The organism is Janthinobacterium sp. TB1-E2, assembly GCF_036885605.1.
GTDB lineage: Bacteria > Pseudomonadota > Gammaproteobacteria > Burkholderiales > Burkholderiaceae_D > Janthinobacterium > Janthinobacterium aestuarii.
Window position 1 is genome coordinate 5,578,308 of the sequence record NZ_CP142523.1, and the last position, 20,044, is coordinate 5,598,351.

General features: G+C 64.5%; 19 protein-coding genes. 3 read left to right on the top strand and 16 right to left on the bottom strand.

Translation table 11 applies throughout. The features are described from left to right. The first annotated feature begins 77 nt into the window (after nucleotides 1-77). A complete protein-coding gene (locus tag OPV09_RS25110; RefSeq protein WP_290603517.1) occupies nucleotides 78-1,139 on the top strand; it encodes a 3-deoxy-7-phosphoheptulonate synthase in 1,062 nt (353 codons plus the stop codon). Nucleotides 1,140-1,270: 131 nt separating this feature from the next. Here the strand turns inward: OPV09_RS25110 and OPV09_RS25115 are convergent, their stop codons facing one another. After that, nucleotides 1,271-1,678 (bottom strand): nitrite reductase (NAD(P)H) small subunit, encoded by a 408-nt coding sequence (locus OPV09_RS25115; protein ID WP_338679655.1) that lies wholly within the window; start codon nucleotides 1,676-1,678, stop codon nucleotides 1,271-1,273. Between the two features lie 266 nt (nucleotides 1,679-1,944). On the opposite strand from OPV09_RS25115, the gene OPV09_RS25120 reads away from it, so the two are divergent. Further along, nucleotides 1,945-2,682 carry a PEP-CTERM sorting domain-containing protein gene (locus tag OPV09_RS25120; protein WP_338679656.1) on the top strand — a complete coding sequence of 246 codons (738 nt, stop codon included), beginning with the start codon at nucleotides 1,945-1,947 and terminating at the stop codon, nucleotides 2,680-2,682. Between the two features lie 106 nt (nucleotides 2,683-2,788). Beyond that, the gene (gene tsaD, locus OPV09_RS25125) at nucleotides 2,789-3,829 is read left to right on the top strand and encodes a tRNA (adenosine(37)-N6)-threonylcarbamoyltransferase complex transferase subunit TsaD (protein WP_338679657.1); all 1,041 of its coding nucleotides are present in this window, start codon (nucleotides 2,789-2,791) and stop codon (nucleotides 3,827-3,829) included. A gap of 60 nt (nucleotides 3,830-3,889) precedes the next feature. On the opposite strand, the gene eutC is transcribed toward tsaD, so the two are convergent. The 15 genes from eutC to OPV09_RS25200 form a co-directional block, all read right to left on the bottom strand. Further along, nucleotides 3,890-4,663, bottom strand: coding sequence for an ethanolamine ammonia-lyase subunit EutC (gene eutC, locus OPV09_RS25130; RefSeq protein ID WP_338679658.1), 774 nt, complete (start codon nucleotides 4,661-4,663; stop codon nucleotides 3,890-3,892). Nucleotides 4,664-4,672: 9 nt separating this feature from the next. Beyond that, a complete protein-coding gene (locus tag OPV09_RS25135) occupies nucleotides 4,673-6,061 on the bottom strand; it encodes an ethanolamine ammonia-lyase subunit EutB (protein WP_338679659.1) in 1,389 nt (462 codons plus the stop codon). Between the two features lie 74 nt (nucleotides 6,062-6,135). Next, entirely contained in the window at nucleotides 6,136-7,599 is a 1,464-nt protein-coding gene (locus OPV09_RS25140) for a TIGR01777 family oxidoreductase (protein WP_338679660.1), read from the bottom strand. Further along, complete coding sequence (locus OPV09_RS25145; RefSeq protein ID WP_338679661.1) at nucleotides 7,596-8,237, bottom strand: DUF4166 domain-containing protein; 642 nt, start codon at nucleotides 8,235-8,237, stop codon at nucleotides 7,596-7,598. The genes OPV09_RS25140 and OPV09_RS25145 overlap by 4 nt, the downstream gene beginning before the upstream one ends. Beyond that, nucleotides 8,234-8,788: a GbsR/MarR family transcriptional regulator gene (locus OPV09_RS25150; RefSeq protein WP_034746943.1), complete on the bottom strand. Its 555-nt coding sequence runs from the start codon at nucleotides 8,786-8,788 to the stop codon at nucleotides 8,234-8,236. The genes OPV09_RS25145 and OPV09_RS25150 overlap by 4 nt, the downstream gene beginning before the upstream one ends. Before the next feature lie 67 nt (nucleotides 8,789-8,855). Next, nucleotides 8,856-9,974, bottom strand: coding sequence for an acyl-CoA desaturase (locus OPV09_RS25155; protein WP_338679662.1), 1,119 nt, complete (start codon nucleotides 9,972-9,974; stop codon nucleotides 8,856-8,858). Next, nucleotides 9,971-11,086, bottom strand: coding sequence for a sterol desaturase family protein (locus OPV09_RS25160; RefSeq protein WP_338679663.1), 1,116 nt, complete (start codon nucleotides 11,084-11,086; stop codon nucleotides 9,971-9,973). Before OPV09_RS25160 ends, OPV09_RS25155 begins: the two co-directional genes overlap by 4 nt. Continuing rightward, nucleotides 11,083-11,706, bottom strand: a complete 624-nt coding sequence (locus tag OPV09_RS25165; protein ID WP_338679664.1) for a phosphatase PAP2 family protein — start codon at nucleotides 11,704-11,706, stop codon at nucleotides 11,083-11,085. The genes OPV09_RS25160 and OPV09_RS25165 overlap by 4 nt, the downstream gene beginning before the upstream one ends. Before the next feature lie 14 nt (nucleotides 11,707-11,720). Continuing rightward, nucleotides 11,721-13,025: a F390 synthetase-related protein gene (locus OPV09_RS25170; protein WP_338679665.1), complete on the bottom strand. Its 1,305-nt coding sequence runs from the start codon at nucleotides 13,023-13,025 to the stop codon at nucleotides 11,721-11,723. Continuing rightward, complete coding sequence (locus OPV09_RS25175) at nucleotides 13,022-13,852, bottom strand: MBL fold metallo-hydrolase (RefSeq protein WP_338679666.1); 831 nt, start codon at nucleotides 13,850-13,852, stop codon at nucleotides 13,022-13,024. The genes OPV09_RS25170 and OPV09_RS25175 overlap by 4 nt, the downstream gene beginning before the upstream one ends. Further along, a complete protein-coding gene (locus OPV09_RS25180) occupies nucleotides 13,845-14,882 on the bottom strand; it encodes an NAD-dependent epimerase/dehydratase family protein (RefSeq protein ID WP_338679667.1) in 1,038 nt (345 codons plus the stop codon). Before OPV09_RS25180 ends, OPV09_RS25175 begins: the two co-directional genes overlap by 8 nt. Nucleotides 14,883-14,892: 10 nt before the next feature. Continuing rightward, nucleotides 14,893-15,873, bottom strand: a complete 981-nt coding sequence (locus tag OPV09_RS25185) for a 3-oxoacyl-[acyl-carrier-protein] synthase III C-terminal domain-containing protein (RefSeq protein WP_034746931.1) — start codon at nucleotides 15,871-15,873, stop codon at nucleotides 14,893-14,895. A 49-nt stretch (nucleotides 15,874-15,922) separates the two neighbouring features. Then, entirely contained in the window at nucleotides 15,923-16,831 is a 909-nt protein-coding gene (locus OPV09_RS25190) for an ion transporter (RefSeq protein ID WP_070301274.1), read from the bottom strand. 80 nt (nucleotides 16,832-16,911) lie between these two features. Beyond that, nucleotides 16,912-18,663: a cation:proton antiporter gene (locus OPV09_RS25195; protein ID WP_034746925.1), complete on the bottom strand. Its 1,752-nt coding sequence runs from the start codon at nucleotides 18,661-18,663 to the stop codon at nucleotides 16,912-16,914. Between the two features lie 112 nt (nucleotides 18,664-18,775). Next, entirely contained in the window at nucleotides 18,776-20,008 is a 1,233-nt protein-coding gene (locus OPV09_RS25200) for a metal-dependent hydrolase (RefSeq protein ID WP_338679668.1), read from the bottom strand. Nucleotides 20,009-20,044: the final 36 nt, after the last annotated feature.

Here is a 20,044-nt window from a genome sequence, read left to right on the forward strand (position 1 = left end):
CATCCCCGCCGCCAGGCCGCATTTCCGCTACACTATTGCCTCTTAAAGAACGCAATCGCGAAAGCCGAGCCAGAATCATGAATACGCCAGACATCGAAAATATCAACGTCACCTCTTTCGCGCCCATGCCGACACCGGCCGAACTGCACGCCAAGCTGCCCCTGTCGGAGAGCGCCTTCGACACCGTCAGCCGCGGCCGCGAAGCGCTGCGCAACATCATCGACCGCAAGGACCAGCGCCTGTTCGTCGTCGTCGGCCCATGCTCGATCCACGACCCCGTCGCCGGCCTCGATTACGCGCGCCGCCTGAAAGCGCTGCAAGAGGAAGTCAAGGACACGATGCTGCTGGTGATGCGCGTGTATTTCGAAAAACCGCGTACCACCACGGGCTGGAAAGGCTATATCAACGACCCGTATATGGACGATTCGTTCAAGGTCAACGAAGGCATGGAAAAGGCGCGCCAGTTCCTGCTCGACGTGTGCGAACTGGGCCTGCCCACCGCCACCGAGGCGCTGGACCCGATCTCGCCGCAATACCTGGGCGACCTGATCGCCTGGACTGCCATCGGCGCGCGCACGACGGAATCGCAGACGCACCGCGAAATGTCGTCGGGCCTGTCGACGCCAGTCGGCTTCAAGAACGGCACCGATGGCGACATCAGCATCGCGGTAAACGCGATCTTGTCGTCGGCGCATCCGCACTCCTTCCTGGGCATCAATGGCGAAGGCAACGTCGCCATCGTGCGCACGCGCGGCAACGCGTATGGCCACGTCGTGCTGCGCGGCGGCGACGGCCGTCCGAACTACGATTCGGTGTCGATCGCCATCGCCGAACAGGCGCTGGCCAAGGCCAAGCTGCCGGCCAACCTGGTGGTCGATTGCTCGCATGCGAACAGCTACAAAAAGCCGGAGCTGCAACCGCTGGTGATGGGCGACGTGATCAACCAGATCCGCCAGGGCAACCGCTCGCTGGTGGGTGTGATGATCGAATCGAACATCGTTGGCGGCAACCAGAAGATCCCGCAAGACCTGTCGCAACTGACCTACGGCTGCTCCGTCACCGACGGCTGCATCGACTGGGACACGACGGCGACCATGCTGCGCGATGCGCATGCGCACCTGCTGAACCGCCCTGCGTAACTATCGTAGTTACTGCCAACAGTATTGTCGGATTACGCGCTTGCGCGCTAATCCGACCTACCCGGCCGGCCGCTTCAATGCGTAGGTCGGCTTAGCGCACAGCGCGTAAGCCGACACCACCACGAGACATATCACGCCATCTGCACATGCGGCAGCACGGCAAACGATCCCGCCAGCGCCTGTTCCGCCTTGCTGGCCGGGATATTCAATTCATTCATGTCCAGGTAGATGCGTCCGTCCAGGATGCGCACGGCGTACATACGCGCCAAGCCCTGCACGGGCGCCACCAGGCGGCCCGAATCGAGCTCGATGATCCAGCTGTTCTTCGGCCCCATCAGGTTTTTCTCCATCAGCACTCCCTGCGCGAGCGGGCCGCCCAGGCAAGGCACCGTGTCGAGCAGCGCGTACACCGTATCGTCAGCTGCGCGAAACAGCGCCACGCCCGGTAAATCCTGCCACGCCAGGCCCCGCTGCACCATGCGCGCGCCCGCCAGCGGCATGTCCTTCAGGCGGCAAATCATTTTCCATTGTTCCGACATCGCAAGCTCCCTCGAGAAAGGTACACGCTTGCATAAGCAAGAGCGGTGCCAGTGCCGGAGGGGCAAACTCCAAGGCGATATTCCGCTACCCAAGACCAGCATGCACCATCAGTGCGCAAAAATAGTCGGCGGCGGTGCATGGAAATAAATGCAATGCCAAAAACGAAAGACTATTCCAGTGTTATTTTGATAATTACATGTATTATTAGCATGCATTTTTAATACTTTCACTGAAAACTTCCCACTTCTCCAACAAAGAGGTTTATATGCATCCTTCCACACGACTTGCCGCAATCGGTTTCGCCGCCTTCCTGATGATGCCTGGCGCGCATGCGGCTCCTCCCGCCGATCTCGGCTCCATCACCATCAACTATCCGGCGGAAGTTCAATACTGGTTCGACAAACCTGCAAGTCCCACGCTCGTTTCCAGCACACCGGGAGCGGCTACCCTGGATTTCGGCGCGGGCTTGAACAAGTACAACTCGGTTCCCCTCCTAGGCACGCAATCATTCCAACTGACGGCAAAGCCTGGCTACAAGATCACCGGCTTCTCCTATTCATCGCAACTGTCCGGTCTATTGCAGGACAGCGAGGCGCCGCCAGGTTACAGCGGACAACCTGGCCATGCCACCAGCGTCGCCACGGCCTATCTGTCTGTGCGCGGCACAGATGGCAAGCAGCTCAGTCTCGTGGGAGCGAAGGAGGAAAATATCAATGGAAGCGGCCTGCTCAGCTTTAATACCGGCCTGCTGGATCTGCCTGATACTGTCAGCCTTAGCCTCGAAGGCAACCTGTTCCTCCAATTGGGCTATGGCTACTACTACAATGAGTTTGGCGACGAACGGAAAATATCATCGAGTGGCTGGCTGGGCGCCGAAAATTCCTTCCTGACTATCCATACCACCGCTCTGCCGGTACCAGAACCGTCGACCTGGATGATGCTGTTGGGCGGCCTGCTGCTGCCATGGGTCGTCAGCCGCCGTCAACGCGCGCGCGCTGCCTGATCACGCTTGAGCATGGGTGCAAATGCCACGCGGCGCTTGCACCCTGGAGCCTGCTGCTGGGCTTTCCATTACAATGGCGGATTACTCCTCCCTATTTAGCACCTTCATGATTGTTCTTGGCGTCGAATCCTCCTGTGACGAAACCGGCCTGGCCTTGTACGACACGCAACGCGGCCTGCTGTCGCACGCCCTCTATTCGCAAGTCGCCATGCACGAGCAATATGGCGGCGTGGTGCCGGAACTGGCGTCGCGCGACCATATCCGCCGCGCCATCCCGCTGCTCGAAGAAACCCTGACCAGGGCCGGCATCACCCTGCCCGCGATCGACGCCATCGCCTACACGCAAGGTCCAGGCCTGGCCGGCGCGCTGCTGGTCGGCTCCTCCGTCGCCTGCAGCCTGGGCCTGGCCATCAACAAGCCGGTGCTGGGCATCCACCACCTGGAAGGCCATCTGCTGTCGCCCTTGCTGGCTTCGGAACCGCCGGAATTCCCCTTCATCGCCCTGCTGGTCTCGGGCGGCCACACGCAGCTGATGCGCGTCGACGGCGTGGGCCAGTACACGATGCTGGGCGAAACGCTCGACGATGCGGCCGGCGAAGCGTTCGACAAGTCGGCCAAGCTGCTGGGACTCGGTTATCCGGGCGGCCCCGCCATTTCGCGCCTGGCAGAATTTGGCGACCCGCTCGCGTATAAACTGCCACGCCCGATGCTGCATTCGAAGGATTTCAATTTCAGCTTTTCCGGCCTGAAGACGGCCGTGCTGACGGTGGTGAAAAACCATGAAGAAAAAGTCATCGCGAATATCTGCGAACAGGACAAAGCGAACATCGCGCGCGGCTTCGTCGACGCCATCGTCGACGTGCTGACGGCCAAATGCGTGTCGGCCCTCAAGCACACGGGTTTGAAACGCCTGGTGATCGCCGGCGGCGTGGGCGCCAACGCGCAGTTGCGCGCCTCGCTCAACGCGGCCGCCGCCAAGAAGCGTTTCAAGGTGTATTACCCGGAGCTGGAATTCTGTACCGACAACGGCGCCATGATCGCTTTTGCGGGCGCCATGCGCCTGCAAATCAATCCCGACGCCGCCAAGCACGATTACTCGTTCAACGTGCGCCCGCGCTGGCCGCTGGACGAAATCCGCGAAGTTTAATCGTTTGGGGACAGTCCCGTCGGGCCTGTCCCCTGCCGTTTGTCGCTTTTTCTCCAGCGCCTACTTCGCCAGCAAAAAATTCCGCCCCGCAGCCACGCTCCCTTCCGCCACCGTTTCATCCTTCAATCCCACGCCCGATAGCTGCCGGCTGAACGCCTGCGACAGCAAATAATGCAGCCGGTACGCCGCCTGCGCATACGCCAGCCCTTCGGGGCGCACGTTCGAAATGCAGTTGCGGCGCTCGTCCAGCAAGCCCACTGCAGGTGCCCACGTCAGGTACAGGCCCAGGCTGTCCGGAGAAGTCAAGCCGGGCCGCTCGCCGATCAGCACCAGCACGGCGCGCGCCTGCAATAATTCCCCCACCTCGTCGCCGACAGCTACCCGTCCCTGCGCCACGATGTGCAGCGGCGACAGCGTCCACGTCTCCAGCGCCAGCCTTTCGCGCAGGGCGGCCAGGAACGGTGCCGCGTGACGCTGCACGGCCAGCGCCGACAGGCCATCGGCCGCCACCAGCGCCAGGTCGACTCCCGTAGCAGCGGTGGCCAGCCGCGCCCGTGAGCCTTCGTCGAGCCGGCGCCCCAGGTCGGGGCGTTGCAGATAGTCGGCGCGCGTGGCGGCGGCGCTGTGCAGCTGCACGCAATCTTGCCCCTGCGCGGCGAGAACGCGCGCCAGGCCCTCGCCATCGAGCGCCAGGTGCACGGCGTCGCGCGCCTGCGCGTGGGCCAGCTGGAACGCCAGCTGCGCCTTGGTCGGCACGCTCACGCCACGGCGTCCCAACGCGATGCGGGCGGCCGTATGCGCGCGCAGCGCCTGCCAAGGATAGTTTTCATCCATGCGTGCTCCCTAATCGTCCAGGCGCAGCAGGGCTGCCTGGAAGGCCGGCGCCAGCGCCGTGTTCAAACGGCCCTGCCCATCCGTGATCCGCATGCGCGCCAGCCAGGCCGCGAATTCCGGCGCAGGGCGCAAGCCCAGCACCCGGCGCGCATACAGGGCGTCGTGGAACGAGGTGCTCTGGTAGCCGAGCATGATGTCGTCCGCGCCCGGCACGCCCATGATGAAATTGCAGCCGGCCACGCCCAGCATGGTCAGCAAGGCGTCCATGTCGTCCTGGTCCGCTTCCGCATGGTTGGTGTAACACACGTCGCAGCCCATGGGCAGACCAAGCAGCTTGGCGCAGAAATGGTCTTCCAGCCCCGCGCGCATGATCTGCTTGCCGTCGTACAGATATTCGGGGCCGATGAAGCCGACGACGGAATTGACCAGCAGCGGCTGATACGCGCGCGCCACCGCATACGCGCGCGCTTCGCACGTCTGCTGGTCCATGCCGTGGTGCGCACCGGCCGACAGCGCGCTGCCCTGCCCCGTCTCGAAGTACATGACGTTGTTGCCCACCGTGCCGCGCCCCAGCGACAGGGCCGCCGCCTGCCCTTCGGCCAGCAGCGCCAGGTCGATGCCGAAGCTGCGGTTGGCCGCCTGCGTACCCGCCACCGACTGGAACACGAGGTCGACGGGCGCGCCGCGGCGTATCGCCTCGATGGTATTGGTGATGTGCGTGAGCACGCATGACTGCGTGGGAATCCGGTACTGGTCGATGACGGCGTCGAGCAGGTGCAGCAGCGAGACCACCTGCGCCACATTGTCGGTGGCGGGATTGATGCCGATCACGGCGTCGCCGCTACCCAGCAGCAGGCCATCGAGTATGGAGGCGGCAATCCCCGTCGCGTCATCCGTCGGGTGGTTCGGCTGCAGCCGCGTGGACAAACGGTTTTCCAGTCCCAGGGTATTGCGAAAGGCCGTCACGATCCGGCACTTGCGGGCCACCAGCACTAGGTCCTGCAAGCGCATGATTTTTGAGACGGCGGCCGCCATTTCCGGCGTGATGCCGGCGGCGACGCGCGCCAGCGTTTGCGTATCCGTCGCGTCATCGAGCAGCCAGTCGCGAAAATCGCCCACGCACAGGTGCGCAATCGGCGCAAGGGCGGTGCGCTCGTGGCTGTCGATGATCAGGCGCGTGACCTCGTCCTCGTCGTACGGCACCAGCGCCTCGCTGAGGAACAGCGATAGCGGCACGTCGGCCAGCGCCAGCTGCGCCGCCACCCGCTCCCGCGCGCTGGCAGCCGCCACGCCGGCCAGCACGTCGCCCGAACGCAGCGGCGTGGCCTTGGCCAGCAGCTCCTTCAGGCTGGCGAACGTATAGGTATGGCTGTCTATCGTATGGCTGAATGAGGGCATGGGCGTCTCCTGATGGGGTCAGACCCGGCGGGTCTGACCCCGGAGCATGCCTCATTCTACGCTCAGAACGGCGGCTACAGGCTGCGCAGCGCCCCTTCCAGCTGCGGATGACGGAAGACAAAGCCGTCGGCCAGCAAGCGGCGCGGCGCGACCCTTTGGCCTTCGACCAGCAAATCGGCCTGCTCGCCCAGCAAGGCTTGCATGACGAAGGCCGGCGTGGGCATGAAGCTGGGGCGGTGCAGCACGGCGCCCGCCACCTGGGCGAAACGGCGCTGCGCTATGGCTTCCGGCGCGCAGAAGTTATACGCACCGCTCACCGCCTGCTCTTCGCTGCGGCGCGCCAGATGGGCGATGCCGCGGATCACGTCGCGCACATGCACCCACGTGACCCATTGCCTGCCGCTGCCCAGCGGGCCGCCCACGCCAAAGCGGACCGGCAAGAGCATCTGCGGCAGCGAACCCTGGTGACCGAAGACGAGGCCAAAGCGCATGCAGCCCACCTGCACGCCAAATTTCTCCGCCTGGCGCGCGGCCGCTTCCCACTCCTGGCACAGCTGCGACATGAAGATGGCTTGCGGTGTGCTCTCCTCCGTCAATTCCGTGTCGTCGCCCTGCAGCTGCACGCCGTAGTAGCCGATGGCCGACGCCGACAGCAGCACCCGCGGCTTGTGCTGCGCGCGGGCGATCCACGCCACCAGTGCCTGCGTCAGCGCGACGCGGCTGCGGCGCAAGGCGGTCTTGCGCGCCTCCGTCCAGCGCCGCCCGACGATGCGCGCGCCGGCCAGATTGACGACCATGTCGATGCGCTGCGCGTCCGCCAATTCGTCGAACGACTGGATACAGCGCACCTGGCCATCAAAGGTCCACGCGGCCTGCTTCGGCTGGCGCGTCAGCACCGTCACCGCATGGCCGTCGGCCAGCAAGGCACTGACTAACTGCTGGCCGATGAAACCCGTGGCGCCCGTCACCAGTACGGACTGCGGCGTGCTGGCAAAGCGCAGGTGTTCCTCTTGCTCTGCTGTCTCTTGCACCTTGCGCCGTCCCAGCTGCCACACGGCATACGCGTCGCGCAGTCCGGACAAGCCCACACCCACGCCGCACAGGGCGAGGAAGACGCTGAGCCAGCCATACGGCTGCCACACGAGGGCCGTCGGCAAGCTCGCCCATTCGCTGCTGTTCAGGGCCAGCAGGGCGATGAAAGCGCCCGCGTTAATCGCCAGCACCGTGTGCGTGACCCGCTCCGTGGCGGGCAAGAGGCGCGTCCGGTCTTCGACGACGAAGTCCCACAAGGTCAATACGATTTCCACGCCAAACACGATCACCAGCACCCAGGCCCAGGCGCCATGCCACTCCCAGGCCGCCAGGCCCACGAACAGCAGGCTGTAGATCAGGGCGCGCGTCGCGTGGATCGTCAGCTCCAGGCGCGCCGATGCCTTTTGCGGCAGCGCCTCCGTAATTTCATGGTGGTAGATGGTGTCGAAGGCGCCCAGGCAGCCTTGCGCCGCCATCAGTTGCAGGGCCAGCAGATGCGTATTCATGGTGTCTCCTTCATTTCCGGTGCGGCCGATTCGCGGAACACGCCCGCCTGCGTGAACGTGGTGCCGAACAGCGCGTGGCGAATCTCGATGCGGATGTTGAACTGCTGCGGCGTTTCATTGCGGTGGCACAGAAAGGTTTTTCCGGGCGTGAGCACGCCGGGCAGCGGCAGGCGCCAGCCGAAAAGATCCCAAAAATAGCCGTCGCTGGTGAAATGCAGATTGCCGTCTTCGACGTGCAGCACCAGCTTCATGCCCAGGCCCATGCCCACGTATTCGAGCACTTCGCCCTTCGCGCTTTCCGCCATATAGGAGGTGAAGCGGATCGGCGCGCGGCCATGCAAGCGGTAGGTGCGCTGCTTGAAAATGAACGGGCAGCCGGGGCGCGAATAGACTTCGATATCGACGGGAAAATCGTGATCGTCATGCGGAATCAGGGCGCCATCGATGAAGGGGCGCGTCAGCCAGCCGAGGAATTTTCCCAGGCGCGAGCTGGTGAGTTCACTGAGCTCGCCCCGGTAATACAGGGGCTGGCCCGGCGCGGGATTTTTCTCGAAGCGGCGGCGGATATCGGGGTGCAGGGTCAGCCACTGTGCGCCCATCACCTTCTTGAACAGTTCTCCTTCCGAGGGGCTGTTCATGATTTTGCGCGCTTGCCAGGTTTGTCTTCCGGGCTGAGGAACTTGGCCACCTTGCCGCCCATCGACAGCATGCGCTGCAGGGTCGCCGGCGGCAGATTTTTATAGTCGCTATAGGTGCTGCTGAGCATTTCCAGAAAGGCCAGCACTTCGCCCATGCGCTCGAGCGTGGCCGGTGGAATGGCCGCATCGTGCTCGCCCTCGATCGCGCATTCGCGCAGCACCGTCAGGGTGGGATCGATCTCGCGCCGCTTGCGCTCCTCCATGATGACGCGGAAGATTTCCCACACATCCTGCAGGGCGACGAAGTGGTCGCGCCGGTCCCCCATCACGTGCGTACTGCGCGCCAGGCCCCAGCTTTGCAATTCCTTCAGGCTGTTGCTGACGTTCGAGCGGGCCACGTTCAGGCTGGCCGCGATGTCTTCCGCCGTCAGCGGTTCATTGGCCAGGAACAGCAGCGCGTGGATTTGCGCCACCGTGCGGTTGACGCCCCAGCGCGTGCCCATTTCGCCCCAGTGCAAAATGTACTTCTGCGTGGTCGGACTCAGTTCCATGATTTTCTCTAATTTCTGTCGTTACAGAAATGTAAGACGGAACGGAAACCGAGTCAAGCACGATTCGTCAGGTGCGAGTGGGCGGCTGGCCCATGGCGCGCAGGAATTGCTGCTGCGACTCTTGCAGCTGGCCGTAACCGAGTTCGCGGTAGACGAGGCCATGGCGCGGCGCCAGTTCGGCCAGGATGCGCGCCAGCGCCGGATAGTGGCGATGGTTCCAGGTGGGGAACAAATGGTGCGTCAGGTGCAGATTCAAGCCGCCCAGCCAATAACCGAGCCAGCGCAGCACGCGCGGTTTCGGCGTCCAGTCGCAGGCCGTATAAAACGTGTGCTGGTACCAGTCGTGCGGCAAGGTGCCGTCCTGACCCGGCTGGAAGAATTCCACTTCGGCCCAGTGGGTGCCGAGGATCAGCGCCACCAGCGCGCACGAGGCGATCATCTGGCCCAGGAAATACGCGCCCAGCACCACGTTCCAGGCGATGCCATGCTGCTGCAGCACCCACATGGGCAGCGCCAGCACCAGCGCCACGTGGCCCAGCTTCCAGCCGAGGAACGACAGCCAGCCGCGCCAGCCCTGCAAGCGGCTGTGCGCGGCCACCGGCGTCTTGCCGAAGCGGTCCAGCCAGTCGCCATACCAGTTCAGGTACGGCAGCGACAGGGCCGCCACCACGGGCCAGTACAGGTATTGATAGCGGTACTGGGGCGACCAGCGTTGAAACGGCGTCTGGCGCAGGAAGGGGTTCGGCTCCGTGTCGAGATCATAGCCTTCCACGTTCGCATACGTGTGATGAAAGTGTACGTGGCGGATGGTCCAGAAATCCGTATCCACGCCCACGGGCAAGCCCACCAGGCGGATCAGCACGCGGTTCAGGAATCCCCGGCGGAAGACGGCGCTGTGGGCCGCGTCGTGCAGGGTATTCATGGCCAGCGCCATGGCCGCGACCAGGCAAGCGACATAGCTGGCGACAAACGGCCAGGTACTGCCGGCATTCAGCGCCAGCGCATACAGGCCCACCGTCAGCGCGGCCAGGAAGACGGTTTTCGCATGCAGGCGCGCGTCGCCAAAGCGGTGCGTTCCTTCATCCGCCAGATAGGCGTCGGCGCGTGCGCGCAATTCGCGGCGGAAGGCGGAATCGCGGGCGGGCTGGAAGCGCAGCGGCGGCAGCGAAGGCACAGGCTGCGTCACGCGCGCGTCCCCGCTGCCGCCGGCCACCACAGGCGGCGCGCGCCATCGAGGCCATGCGCCAGCAGCGTGGCCAGGAAGACCATGCCCCACACGTCGCGCGCGCCATACCAGCCCAGGTACAGGGCCGGCATGGCCAGCGCGATGGCGACCCAGGCGATGGCGCCCCAGCGGCGCGCGTCGGACAGACCGCCCAGCGCCAGGGTGCCGCCGAAGATCAGCGCGAACAGAATGGCCTGCTGCGCACCGGCCAGCACCGCTTCATGGTTGACGTAATAGATCACGAGGCCGAACAGGATCACGCCGCCCGTGCCGATGAACAGCTCGGGCACGTGGAAGGTGCCGCGCGACTGCCAGTGGGGAAAGCGCGCGCGCAGCCATTTGAACAATTTCCCGTTGCTGGCCAGCAGCGGGTTATGCGTGGGTGTCATGCCCTTCACGCCATAGCGCATTTCCACGCCCTCGAGTTCGGGCTGGAAGCTGCCGAACAGCCTGTCCCACAGCAGCAGGGTGCCGCCGAAATTGCGGTTGATGTAGCGTTTATCCGTGCCATGGTGCACGCGGTGGTGCGACGGCGTGACCATGAAACGATCGAGGATGCCGGACTTGTTCACCAGCGCATTGTGGTTGTAGAACTGTACCGTGTAATGCAGCGACGAGACGACAAGGAAGATTTCCAGGGGCACGCCCAGCACAGCCAGGATGGCGATGAAGGGGAAATTCGTCAGCGACGAATACCAGGAATTGCGCACGCCCAGCGACAGGTTGAAATGCTCGCCCTGGTGGTGCACCACGTGCACGGCCCACAGCAGCGGAATTTTATGGTGCAGCCGGTGCATCCAGTAAAAGCACAAGTCCCAGGCAAAAAACGCGAATATCCATTGCGCCGCCACGGGCCACTGGTCGACGACGTGCAGGTTCGCATGGCGCAGCAGCAGGGCGAAGGCCGCCACTTCCACGCCGCGGAACACCCACATCAGGATGTGGCCGGAATTGAGATTGAAGATCACGTCCTTCCACGGCACGGGTGTCTTGCGTACCCATTTGAGTATCAGCAGTTCGGCCAGCACGAAGGCCAGCATGATCAGGAACGACAGGGCAAATGGATTCATCATGGTGCGGTTTTGATGGAAACGGCGCGGCGGGCAGCCAAGGATACCTGCATTTTCGCCAGCATGCCGCCAGCGATGCCGACAAACAGGCCGGCGGCCAGATCGATGCTCACGTGCCGGCGCAGCGCGATGATGGCGTAGCAGATAGCCACGCCCAGCACCAGGGCCAGCGCGGAACGAACCAGGTGGCGTTTGTCGCACAGGGCCCACGCGCACAGCAGGGTCAGGGCGCCGTGCAGCGACGGCAGGCAGTTTTGCGTGGAATCCGCCGCCTGCAGCATGCGCAGCGCCTGCGTGCTCCACGCGTTGCCCTCGCCCACGGGCGGGTAGGCGAGCGTGGTCGGATACAGCAGGAAGACCACGCCGCACAGGACGGCGGAAAGCGCCATGGCGCGCGCCAGCCAGCGCACGCGGGCCGCATCGGCCGCCAGGTAGGTGTACGGGATCAGGATGAAGAAGGACAGGTACAGCCAGATGGCAGAGTCGCTGTAGGGAATGGCGCGGTCGATGGCCGTTTCGGGCAAGAGTACCCCCTGCCCTTGCAGCAAATCGCTGGAAAAATACACGAGGCCGACGCTGCCCCAGCCGGCCAGCAAGTGCAGCAGGCGGGAATACAGCGTCATGGTGTCTACAGATTTCATGCGGTGGCAAGACGCCGGATGCGGCGCCGTTTCATGGTGGGGTCAAAAGGAGGCAGTTCGCTGCTCGTCGTCCAGGCCAGGCTATCGACAGCCACGCCCAGGCCCTGCAGCACCGTTGCCAGGTGCGCGCGCAGGGCGGCCAGGCCCGCATCGTCCAGCGCCGCATGCAGCTGCAAGGCGCTATCGCCCGACTGCAACAGGCGGTAATCGGCGTCCGGCGGCAAGGCTTGCGCGAACGCGCGCGTCAGCACGTCGGCAAACACGGCGACCGGTTCACCGCCGTTCGCCGATGGCAAGGATGGCAAGAACAACATATCGTCGCAGCGCCCTTCGATGCCATCGATGGCGCGCGTGGCGCGGCCGCACGGGCATGGCGTGGCGCGCGCGATCAGGATATCGTCCAGGCGGTAGCGCACGATGGGCTGCGTGATGCGCGTAAAGTCCGTAATCACGGGTACGAAGCGGCGTTGTTCCGCATCGAGCCACTGCGGCTCGATGTGCACGTATTCTTCGTTCAAATGCAGCACGCCGTGTTCGCAGCTGCTGGCAAGGAAACCCTCGGTGGCCTGGTAGATTTCATGCACGGCGCCAAACGCCTGCACGATCAGCGCGCGGTCCTGCGCTTCCAGCACTTCGGCCACGGAGATGACTTTTTTCGGCGCCAGCGCCAGGCTGCCGTCGATGACGCGCAAGGCCAGCTGGCGCAGTACCTGGGCCGGCGCGACGATGACGGATGGCCGGTATTGCGCCAGCCGCGCGCACAGTGCGTCGAACGGTTCGAACAGATCGTAAAACGCAAAGGTCAGCCACGGCGAACGCACGGCCGTGTACAGATTGCTGTTCGCGCGCAGGAACAGCGCCACCCGTTCGCCGGAAAACAGGCCGTCGGGCAGCGCCTTGGCCAGCATCACGCCCGCCCATTGCGCCTTTTCGCGGGGGCTGACGGTAAACACGGCGCGCCGCGACGAGGTACCCGACGACAGGCCCACCGTGATGTCGCCCACGGCCGGCGTGAAGTCGCGGCTATGCTCGGCCGCCATGGCCGCATCCATCGCCTGCGCCAAAGTTACTCCTTCCGTGTTCATGGCGTCGAAATGCTCGAGCATCAGCGCCTTGTTCATGGTCGGCCACTGCGCCAGCGGCAAGTTGCGGTATGGGGCGAAGTAGCGGCTGCGCGCGCACAGCACATCGATGAAACGGGCCAGCTGCCGCTGCTGATAGGCGTCCAGCTGCGCGCGGTCCGCGAAACGCAAGCGGCGCGTGCGCCAGTACGACAGCAACAGCCAGACGATACGCTTCACGGGCGGCCCGCCACGGCAATGTAGTCGACCGTATCTTCGTGCGTGATGCGGATCTGCGCATTGCCCGACTGGTGCAACTGGTGCAGCCGGTTCAGGGTGGCGTAGTACGGCGCGCGCTTGTGCTGGATGATGAACGACAGTTCCGATGGGCCGCGCAACTGCTGGAAGCTTTCCGGCACCCAGGCCGCGTCCGACGCCAGCAGGGTCCAGCCGCCCTCCTGCAGCACGAAGGCGCCCAGATGGCCGATGGCGTGGCCGGGCAAGTCAACGATGTAGATCTCGCCCGTGCCGCTGACGTCGCGCCCGTGCGTGAATGGCAGCAGGGCCGCCGGCAGGGCCGTTTCGGGCACGCTTTCCACAAAGGCGAGGCGGTCGGCGATATCGTTCGGCAGCAGCTCGGGCACGAAGGCCTGGCGCACGGCGGCCACGCCGGACAGGCCGCGCACGGCGTCCCAACCGGTTTTGGACGCCATCAGCCGCGCGCCGGGAAAGTCGCGCATGCCGGCGATATGGTCGGCGTGAAAGTGCGACAGCAGCAGGGTGTGGATGTCGCCGGGCGATACGCCATGCGCGCGCAGCTGGCCCTGCAGCGACTCGTTCTCGTCGAAGAAAATCGGCGTCACCCACGCATACATGCGGTACACGCCTTTCGACGTGGCGGCGCGGAAGTGCTCGGCGTAGCCCGTGTCCCACAGGTACGGGCCCGCGCGCGTCTCGATCAGGTAGGCGCGCGAAGGGAAGCAGCGGCTGGACAGCCCGCTGCCTTTCAGGACCATGCACGAAGGATGGGTGCAATGGCCGACGCGAAACGCGGTGATGCTAGCCATTGCGCTCCTTGCCCACCTTGTGCGCCGCCGCTTCCTGGCGCACCCACTGCGCCGTGCGGGCAATGCCGTCCTGCAGGCTGACGATGGGACGGTAGCCGAGCACCTTGCGCGCCTTGGCGTTATCGAGCGTCATGTCGAAACTGAGCGCGCCGATGCTGTAGGGCGTCAGCGATGGCTCGCGGCGGGTAAAACGCGAGGCGAACTGCATCAGGCGCGCGACCGCCGCCAGCACGCGGTAAGGCACGCTGACGATCTCGAACGGCTGCTGCAGATGGTCGCAGAACAGGGTGCGCAAGATGTCGCACAAGCGCGCCGGTTCGCCATTCGTGATGTTGAAGGCGGCGCCCGAAGCGATGGTCTTGTGTACGGTGGCCAGCCACATCGCATGCACGACGTTGTCCACATAGGTGACGTCGATGGTGGCCGCGCCGCCATTGGGCAACGGCAGCTTGCCGCCGCGCTCCTGCAGCACCCTCGCCAGGCGCGGAATCAGGACCTGGTCGTGCGGGCCGAAGATGGCGCGTGGTCGCAGGATCACGCACGTCATGCCGCGCTGGCGGTCGACGCACTCCTGCACCAGTTTTTCCGCCATCGCCTTGCTGCGCGCGTAGGCGTTGACGAAGGCGTCGGGGCGGAAGGATTCCGGCACCTCGTAGCGGTTGCGGTAGTCGAAATAGATGGCCGGGGTGGAGATGTGCACGAAGCGCGCCACGTGCAGGCTGGCGGCCGCGCGCAGCAGCTGGGCCGTGGCCGTGACATTGGCGGCGATGAAGTCGCGTTCCGCGCCCCAGGGCGACGACAGCGCGGCGCAGTGCCAGACGGTGTCCATGCCGCGCACGAGTTCGTCGACCTGGCGCGGCGTGGCCTGCGCCAGGTCGAGCGCGACGAATTGCGCGCCCATGCGTTCGAGTTCGCGGCCCACGGCGGCGTTGCGGCCCGTGGCGCGCACTTCCACGCCCTGCGCCAGCAGGGTGCGCACGGCATTGCGTCCCAGCCCGCCCGTCGCTCCCGTGACCAGTATCCGCCTCATTGCCCCACCTTCACAGGTCAAGTATCATGCCGCCGATGGTCAGGCCAGCGGCCGTGCCCATCATCAGCAAACGCTGGCCTGCCACGGCACGCCCCGTCATCACCGCCTCGTGCAGGGCGGTGGGCAAGGACGCGGCCACCTGGTTGCCATGCGTTTCAAAGATCTTGATGATTTTAGCATCGGGGACGTCGAGGATGCGCGCCGCATGCGCGAGCCCCAATGGGCTGGCCTGGTGCGGCACGACGACGTCGACCTTGTCCAGTCCCGCGCCCGACTCCTGCATCAATTCCGCCAGGAAATCCGGCATCACCTTGACGGCCAGGCGAAACACGGCCTTGCCATCCATGCGGAACAGGTAGTCGCCCGGTTCGCAGCCGTTGCGTGGGTTGCGCTCGGTGCCGCCGCCGCGGATTTCGCAGTAGCGCCGCCCTTCCGGATACGTGCCCATCTTGTAGGCGCGGATGCCCGCGCTGCCGTCGCCCCGCTCGACGATGACGGCGGCGGCGCCGTCGCCAAAGATCATCGACGCTTCCGGCTCGCTCCAGTCCACGCCGCGCGACGCGAGGTCGGACGAAACGATGGCGATGCGCCGATAGGCGCCGCCGGCCAGCATGGACGCGGCCACGCGGAAGGCGGCCATGAAACTGAGGCAACTGGCGTTGACGTCGAAGCTTTGCGTGCCAGGCGGCAAGCCCGCATGTTCGGCCACGAAGCAGGCCGTATTCGGCAATGCCTGCTCGGGCACGCCGCAGGCGCAGATCAGAAGATCGATGTCGGCCGGGCGCAGGCTGGCATTCTTCAGCGCATCGAGCAGAGCGGCGGCGCCCAGCTGGCTTTGCGACTCATCGGGCGCGGCGACAAAGCGCGACAGCACGCCGCTCTTGCGCAAGGTGTAGCCGGCCGGATGGCCCAGTTTCAGGTCCAGGCTGGCGGAGGTAACGCTGTGCGACGGCACGGCTTTGCCCGTCGCGATCAGGCGAACTGGAATCATGTTGGCCTTAAAAAAGTAAAGTAAATACGGTGGATGAAGGGTTCAGGCGCTAATCGCGGGCCAGCGGCGGCAATGCGACTCCGCAGTTCTTGCAGAAATTGGCATCGTCGTCGAGCCCTTCTTTCAGGCACGTGGGGCAGGTACGCGTGGTGACCAGCTTGGAGCTGCGCTGTACCGTCATCTCGGCGCTGATAATGCCGGTAGGCACTGCCAGGATGCCCCAGCCCAGCAACATCATCAACGAGGCGATGGTGCGCCCGATGTCGGTCTTCGGCGTGATATCGCCGAAACCCACCGTGGTCATGGTGCTGATGGCCCAGTATATCGACGTGGGGATACTGCTGAAACCGTTTTCCGGCCCTTCCACGACGTACATCACCGTGCCCAGCAGAAAGACCACCATCATGACGAATGACAGAAAGATGAGGATCTTGCGCCGGCTGGCCAGCAAGGCCCGCCCCAGCACCGTGTATTCATGCACATACGACGTGAGCTTGAGGATACGGAACATGCGCAGCAGGCGCAAAATGCGCACGTCGATCAGCACGTGCGCGCCCGGCAGCAGCAAGCCGATGTAGGTTGGCACGATGGCCAGCAAGTCGATAACGCCAAAGAAACTCTTGGCGTAGCGCACCGGATGCTGCAGGCACGCCAGGCGGGCGAAGTATTCGATGGTGAATAAAATCGTGAAAAACCATTCGAGCGCCGTCAGCCAGGTGCCATAGCGCTCGGCCACGGAGGCGACACTGCTGAGCACGACCACCGTCACGCTGATCAGGATGGCGGCGATCAGCAGCAAATCGAAGGCGCGGCCCGTGCGCGTTTCCGCCTCGAAGATGACGGTGTACACCTTCTCGCGCCAGCCCCGCTCGGGCTTGCCAAATTTTTGCTGCGTTTCCTGCGCCGCCAGCTGCTGCGGCGTCAGGGGCGCCGCTCCGCTTTTCGTCGCGGCTTTCATGTGGTTGATGTGCTCATATACTATTATTGTATAGATAATTGACAAAGCACGGCGACACGCACTGTTGCGCTACGGCAGCACTATGACAGCTTTTTCGCCAGCAGCACGGCATTGCGCCGGTCGCGCTCGGCTTGCACGATGTCCGTCGTGCGCGCTTCCGACAGGCCTACCTCGTGCAATACCGTGGCCGTCAGCTGCAGCGCCGACTCCAGCGCCTCGGGCACGACCAGGGTGGCGCCCGCCAGTATCAGGGCCACGGCATGCGCCTCGTCACGGGCCCGCGCATACACGGGCAGCTGCGGATATTCGCGGCGGATCGATTTCACGGCATGCAGCACGGAGGCCGCATGGTCCATCGTCAGCACGACGGCGGCAGCCCGGTCCGCATTCACCTTTTGCAACAGTTCCGCGCGCGACGCATCGCCGAAATACACGGGGAAACCGCGCGGATGCAGGGTCGTCACCAGGCGCGCGTCGTTTTCAATCGCCACATACGCGATATCCTGCTCCGTCAGCACCTTGGCCAGCAACTGCCCCACCCGGCCGAAACCGGCGATGATGACGGTGCTGCCCTGCGGCGGCAGCGCGCCGTGCGCCAGGTCGGCCAGCTGATGGTGGTGGCGCTGTTCCCACCAGTTGCCGAACGCGCGCGCCGCCTTGGCCAAGGCCGGCGTGGCAAACAGGCTCAGGCCCACCACCAGCATGACGAACTGCGCCACCTGCGGGCCGATCAGCTTGGTGCCGAGCGCATACGCGACGACGATGAAGGCGAATTCGCCGCCCTGACCCAGCAGCACGCCCGTTTCCACGGCGCGCCCCCAGTGAAAGCCGCCGATGCGGAAAATCACGCTGATGACCAAGGTCTTCAGCGCAAACAGGCTCAGCACGGCCAAGGGAATCAGCACGGGCGACTTGAGGATTTCACGCACGTCGATCTGCATGCCCACGGACATGAAGAACAGCCCCATCAGCAAGCCCTTGAAGGGCTCGATCGTCACTTCCACTTCGTGGCGAAATTCCGTTTCCGCCAGCAGCAGGCCGGCCAGCAAGGCGCCCAGCGCCATCGACAGGCCCGCCAGATACGTCAGGCCGGCGATGCCCAGGGTACTGAGCAAGGTCAGGGCCATGAACACGTCGGGCTGGTGCTTCTTGACAAAGAACTGGAACAGCGGGCGGATCACGCGGCGGCCCAGCAGATAGATGAGCAGGATGGCGCCCGCCGATTTCACGGCCGCAAAGCTGAGCAGGTAGGCCAGGTCGTCGCTGCGCCCGCTGGCGAAGACGTCGATCAGGATGAACAGCGGCACCACCATCAAATCCTGGAACATCAAGATGGAAAAACCCGCCTGGCCGGCCGGCGTCTGCAAAGAACGCTGATCGGTCAGCAACTGCATCACGACGGCCGTCGACGACAGCGACAGCACCAGGCCCAGCACGATGGACGCTTCCAGCGACAGGCCAAAGTAGTAGGCCACGCCGCCGATCAGGCAGGCGCTGACGGCCACCTGCCCCACGCCCGCGCCGAACACCCAGCGCCGCAGCGCCCACAGCCGTTCCGTCGACAGCTCCAGGCCGATCATGAACATCAAGAACATCACGCCCAGCTCGGCCAGGCCGCTCACCTGCTCGGCCCGCACGAACGAGAAATACGTCAGCCACGTAAAATCGCCGGCCCACAGGCCGAAGCCGAACGGGCCGAACAGGGCGCCCACGGCCAGGAAGCCCAGCACCTGGTTGACCTTCAGGCGTTGCAATAGCGGGATAAAAATCCCGGCCAGGGCGAGAAACAGCAGGGTTTCTCGCAAATACGGTAAGGCGTGCTGCTCTTCCAAAATAGTCCTAACTTAATGATATCCATGCCGAATTGGCAATTATTGCATGCTGGGTCGTGGCAAAACAGGCGCACCCGCGATATTTTTTGCCTAAAAGCAACACAGCCGTTCTCTATTTCGGCGGCGCCAGCATGTCCGCGCGGGGACGGTCCCAGCCCGGCACGTAGGCGGGGCATGGCCGGCTGCGGAACTGTTGCAATTCGACGGTCGTGAAATTGGGCTGCATGCCAGGATTGAAACGCACGTCCGTCAGCTTGTCGGCATTCAATCTGGGCATGCGCGCAAAGCGGAACCAGGCATCGACATAGCAATTGTCTTCCTGCAAGGCGCGCAAGGCGGCCAGGCTGCCCGCCGCCCGGGCGGACACGGCGATGCCGGGCGCCAGTTGCTGCTCCTTCTTGCCCGTCTCGGCCAGCCCGGCCGGACAAGCGGCGGGCGCCAGCGATGCGGGCAGCAGGCTCAGGGTGCCGCGCCGCAAGGTGTACACGTCCGTCTTGCTGTCGAGCGAGACATAGATCCAGCACAGCGGATTGCTGGGGAAAGCCGTCATCGCCACGTCCCACACGCGCGTGCCGGGGTCAAGGCGCTGCACGGCCGCCTCGATGCGCGTACGGCCGAGGGCGGAAGCCACGCCCTGCGTACCGATGAAGGTGGCGGCCAGCGCAAAGGCCAGCAGCAGTGGTCCCCGCCCCCGCTCGCCAGCCCGTCCCTGCAGCACGGCCAGGATCACGCCCAGCCCCAGCAGCACGGCCAGCGAGGCGGGCGCCAGATAGGTTTTATAGGTGAAGAAACACAGGGCCGCCGCCAGCCCCGCCAGCAGCACGCTTTTGACGATGCCGTAAGGCACAGACATGATCACGGGCACGCCCAGCAGCACCCAGAACATCGGCTCGACAATGAAGACCATGTCGCCATACAGCCAGCGGCTGTCGAACGGATAAAACGGGTGCAAGCCATAGGAATTGAGAAAATCCATGCTCATGTGCAAGCAGAATCCCAGCAGCAGGCAGGCGGCCAGGCCGATGCGGGCGGGCACGCTTTCCTTCAGCAGACGGCGCGCGCCCGGCCATAGCAGCCACAGCAAGGCCAGCAAGATCAGCGCCTGGGGCAAGGCCAGCAGCAAGGTATGCGTGTGGCCACGGTGGTGCAGCATGTAGCCGAACGGGCGCGGCAACAACTTGGTCAGCACCAGGTCGAGGTCGGGCGCGTTGCTGGCAAACCATGCCGAAAATAGAAACAGCGCACGCCGGGTGCGCTGCGCGGGTAGTTGCGGCTCGGGCGGCAGGCTGCGGTGTACCAGTTCGCCGACCCCGAGGCCGATGACCGAATGCGTAATATTATCCATCGGGCAATTTTACAGGATGCGGCCACCCCAAGAGCA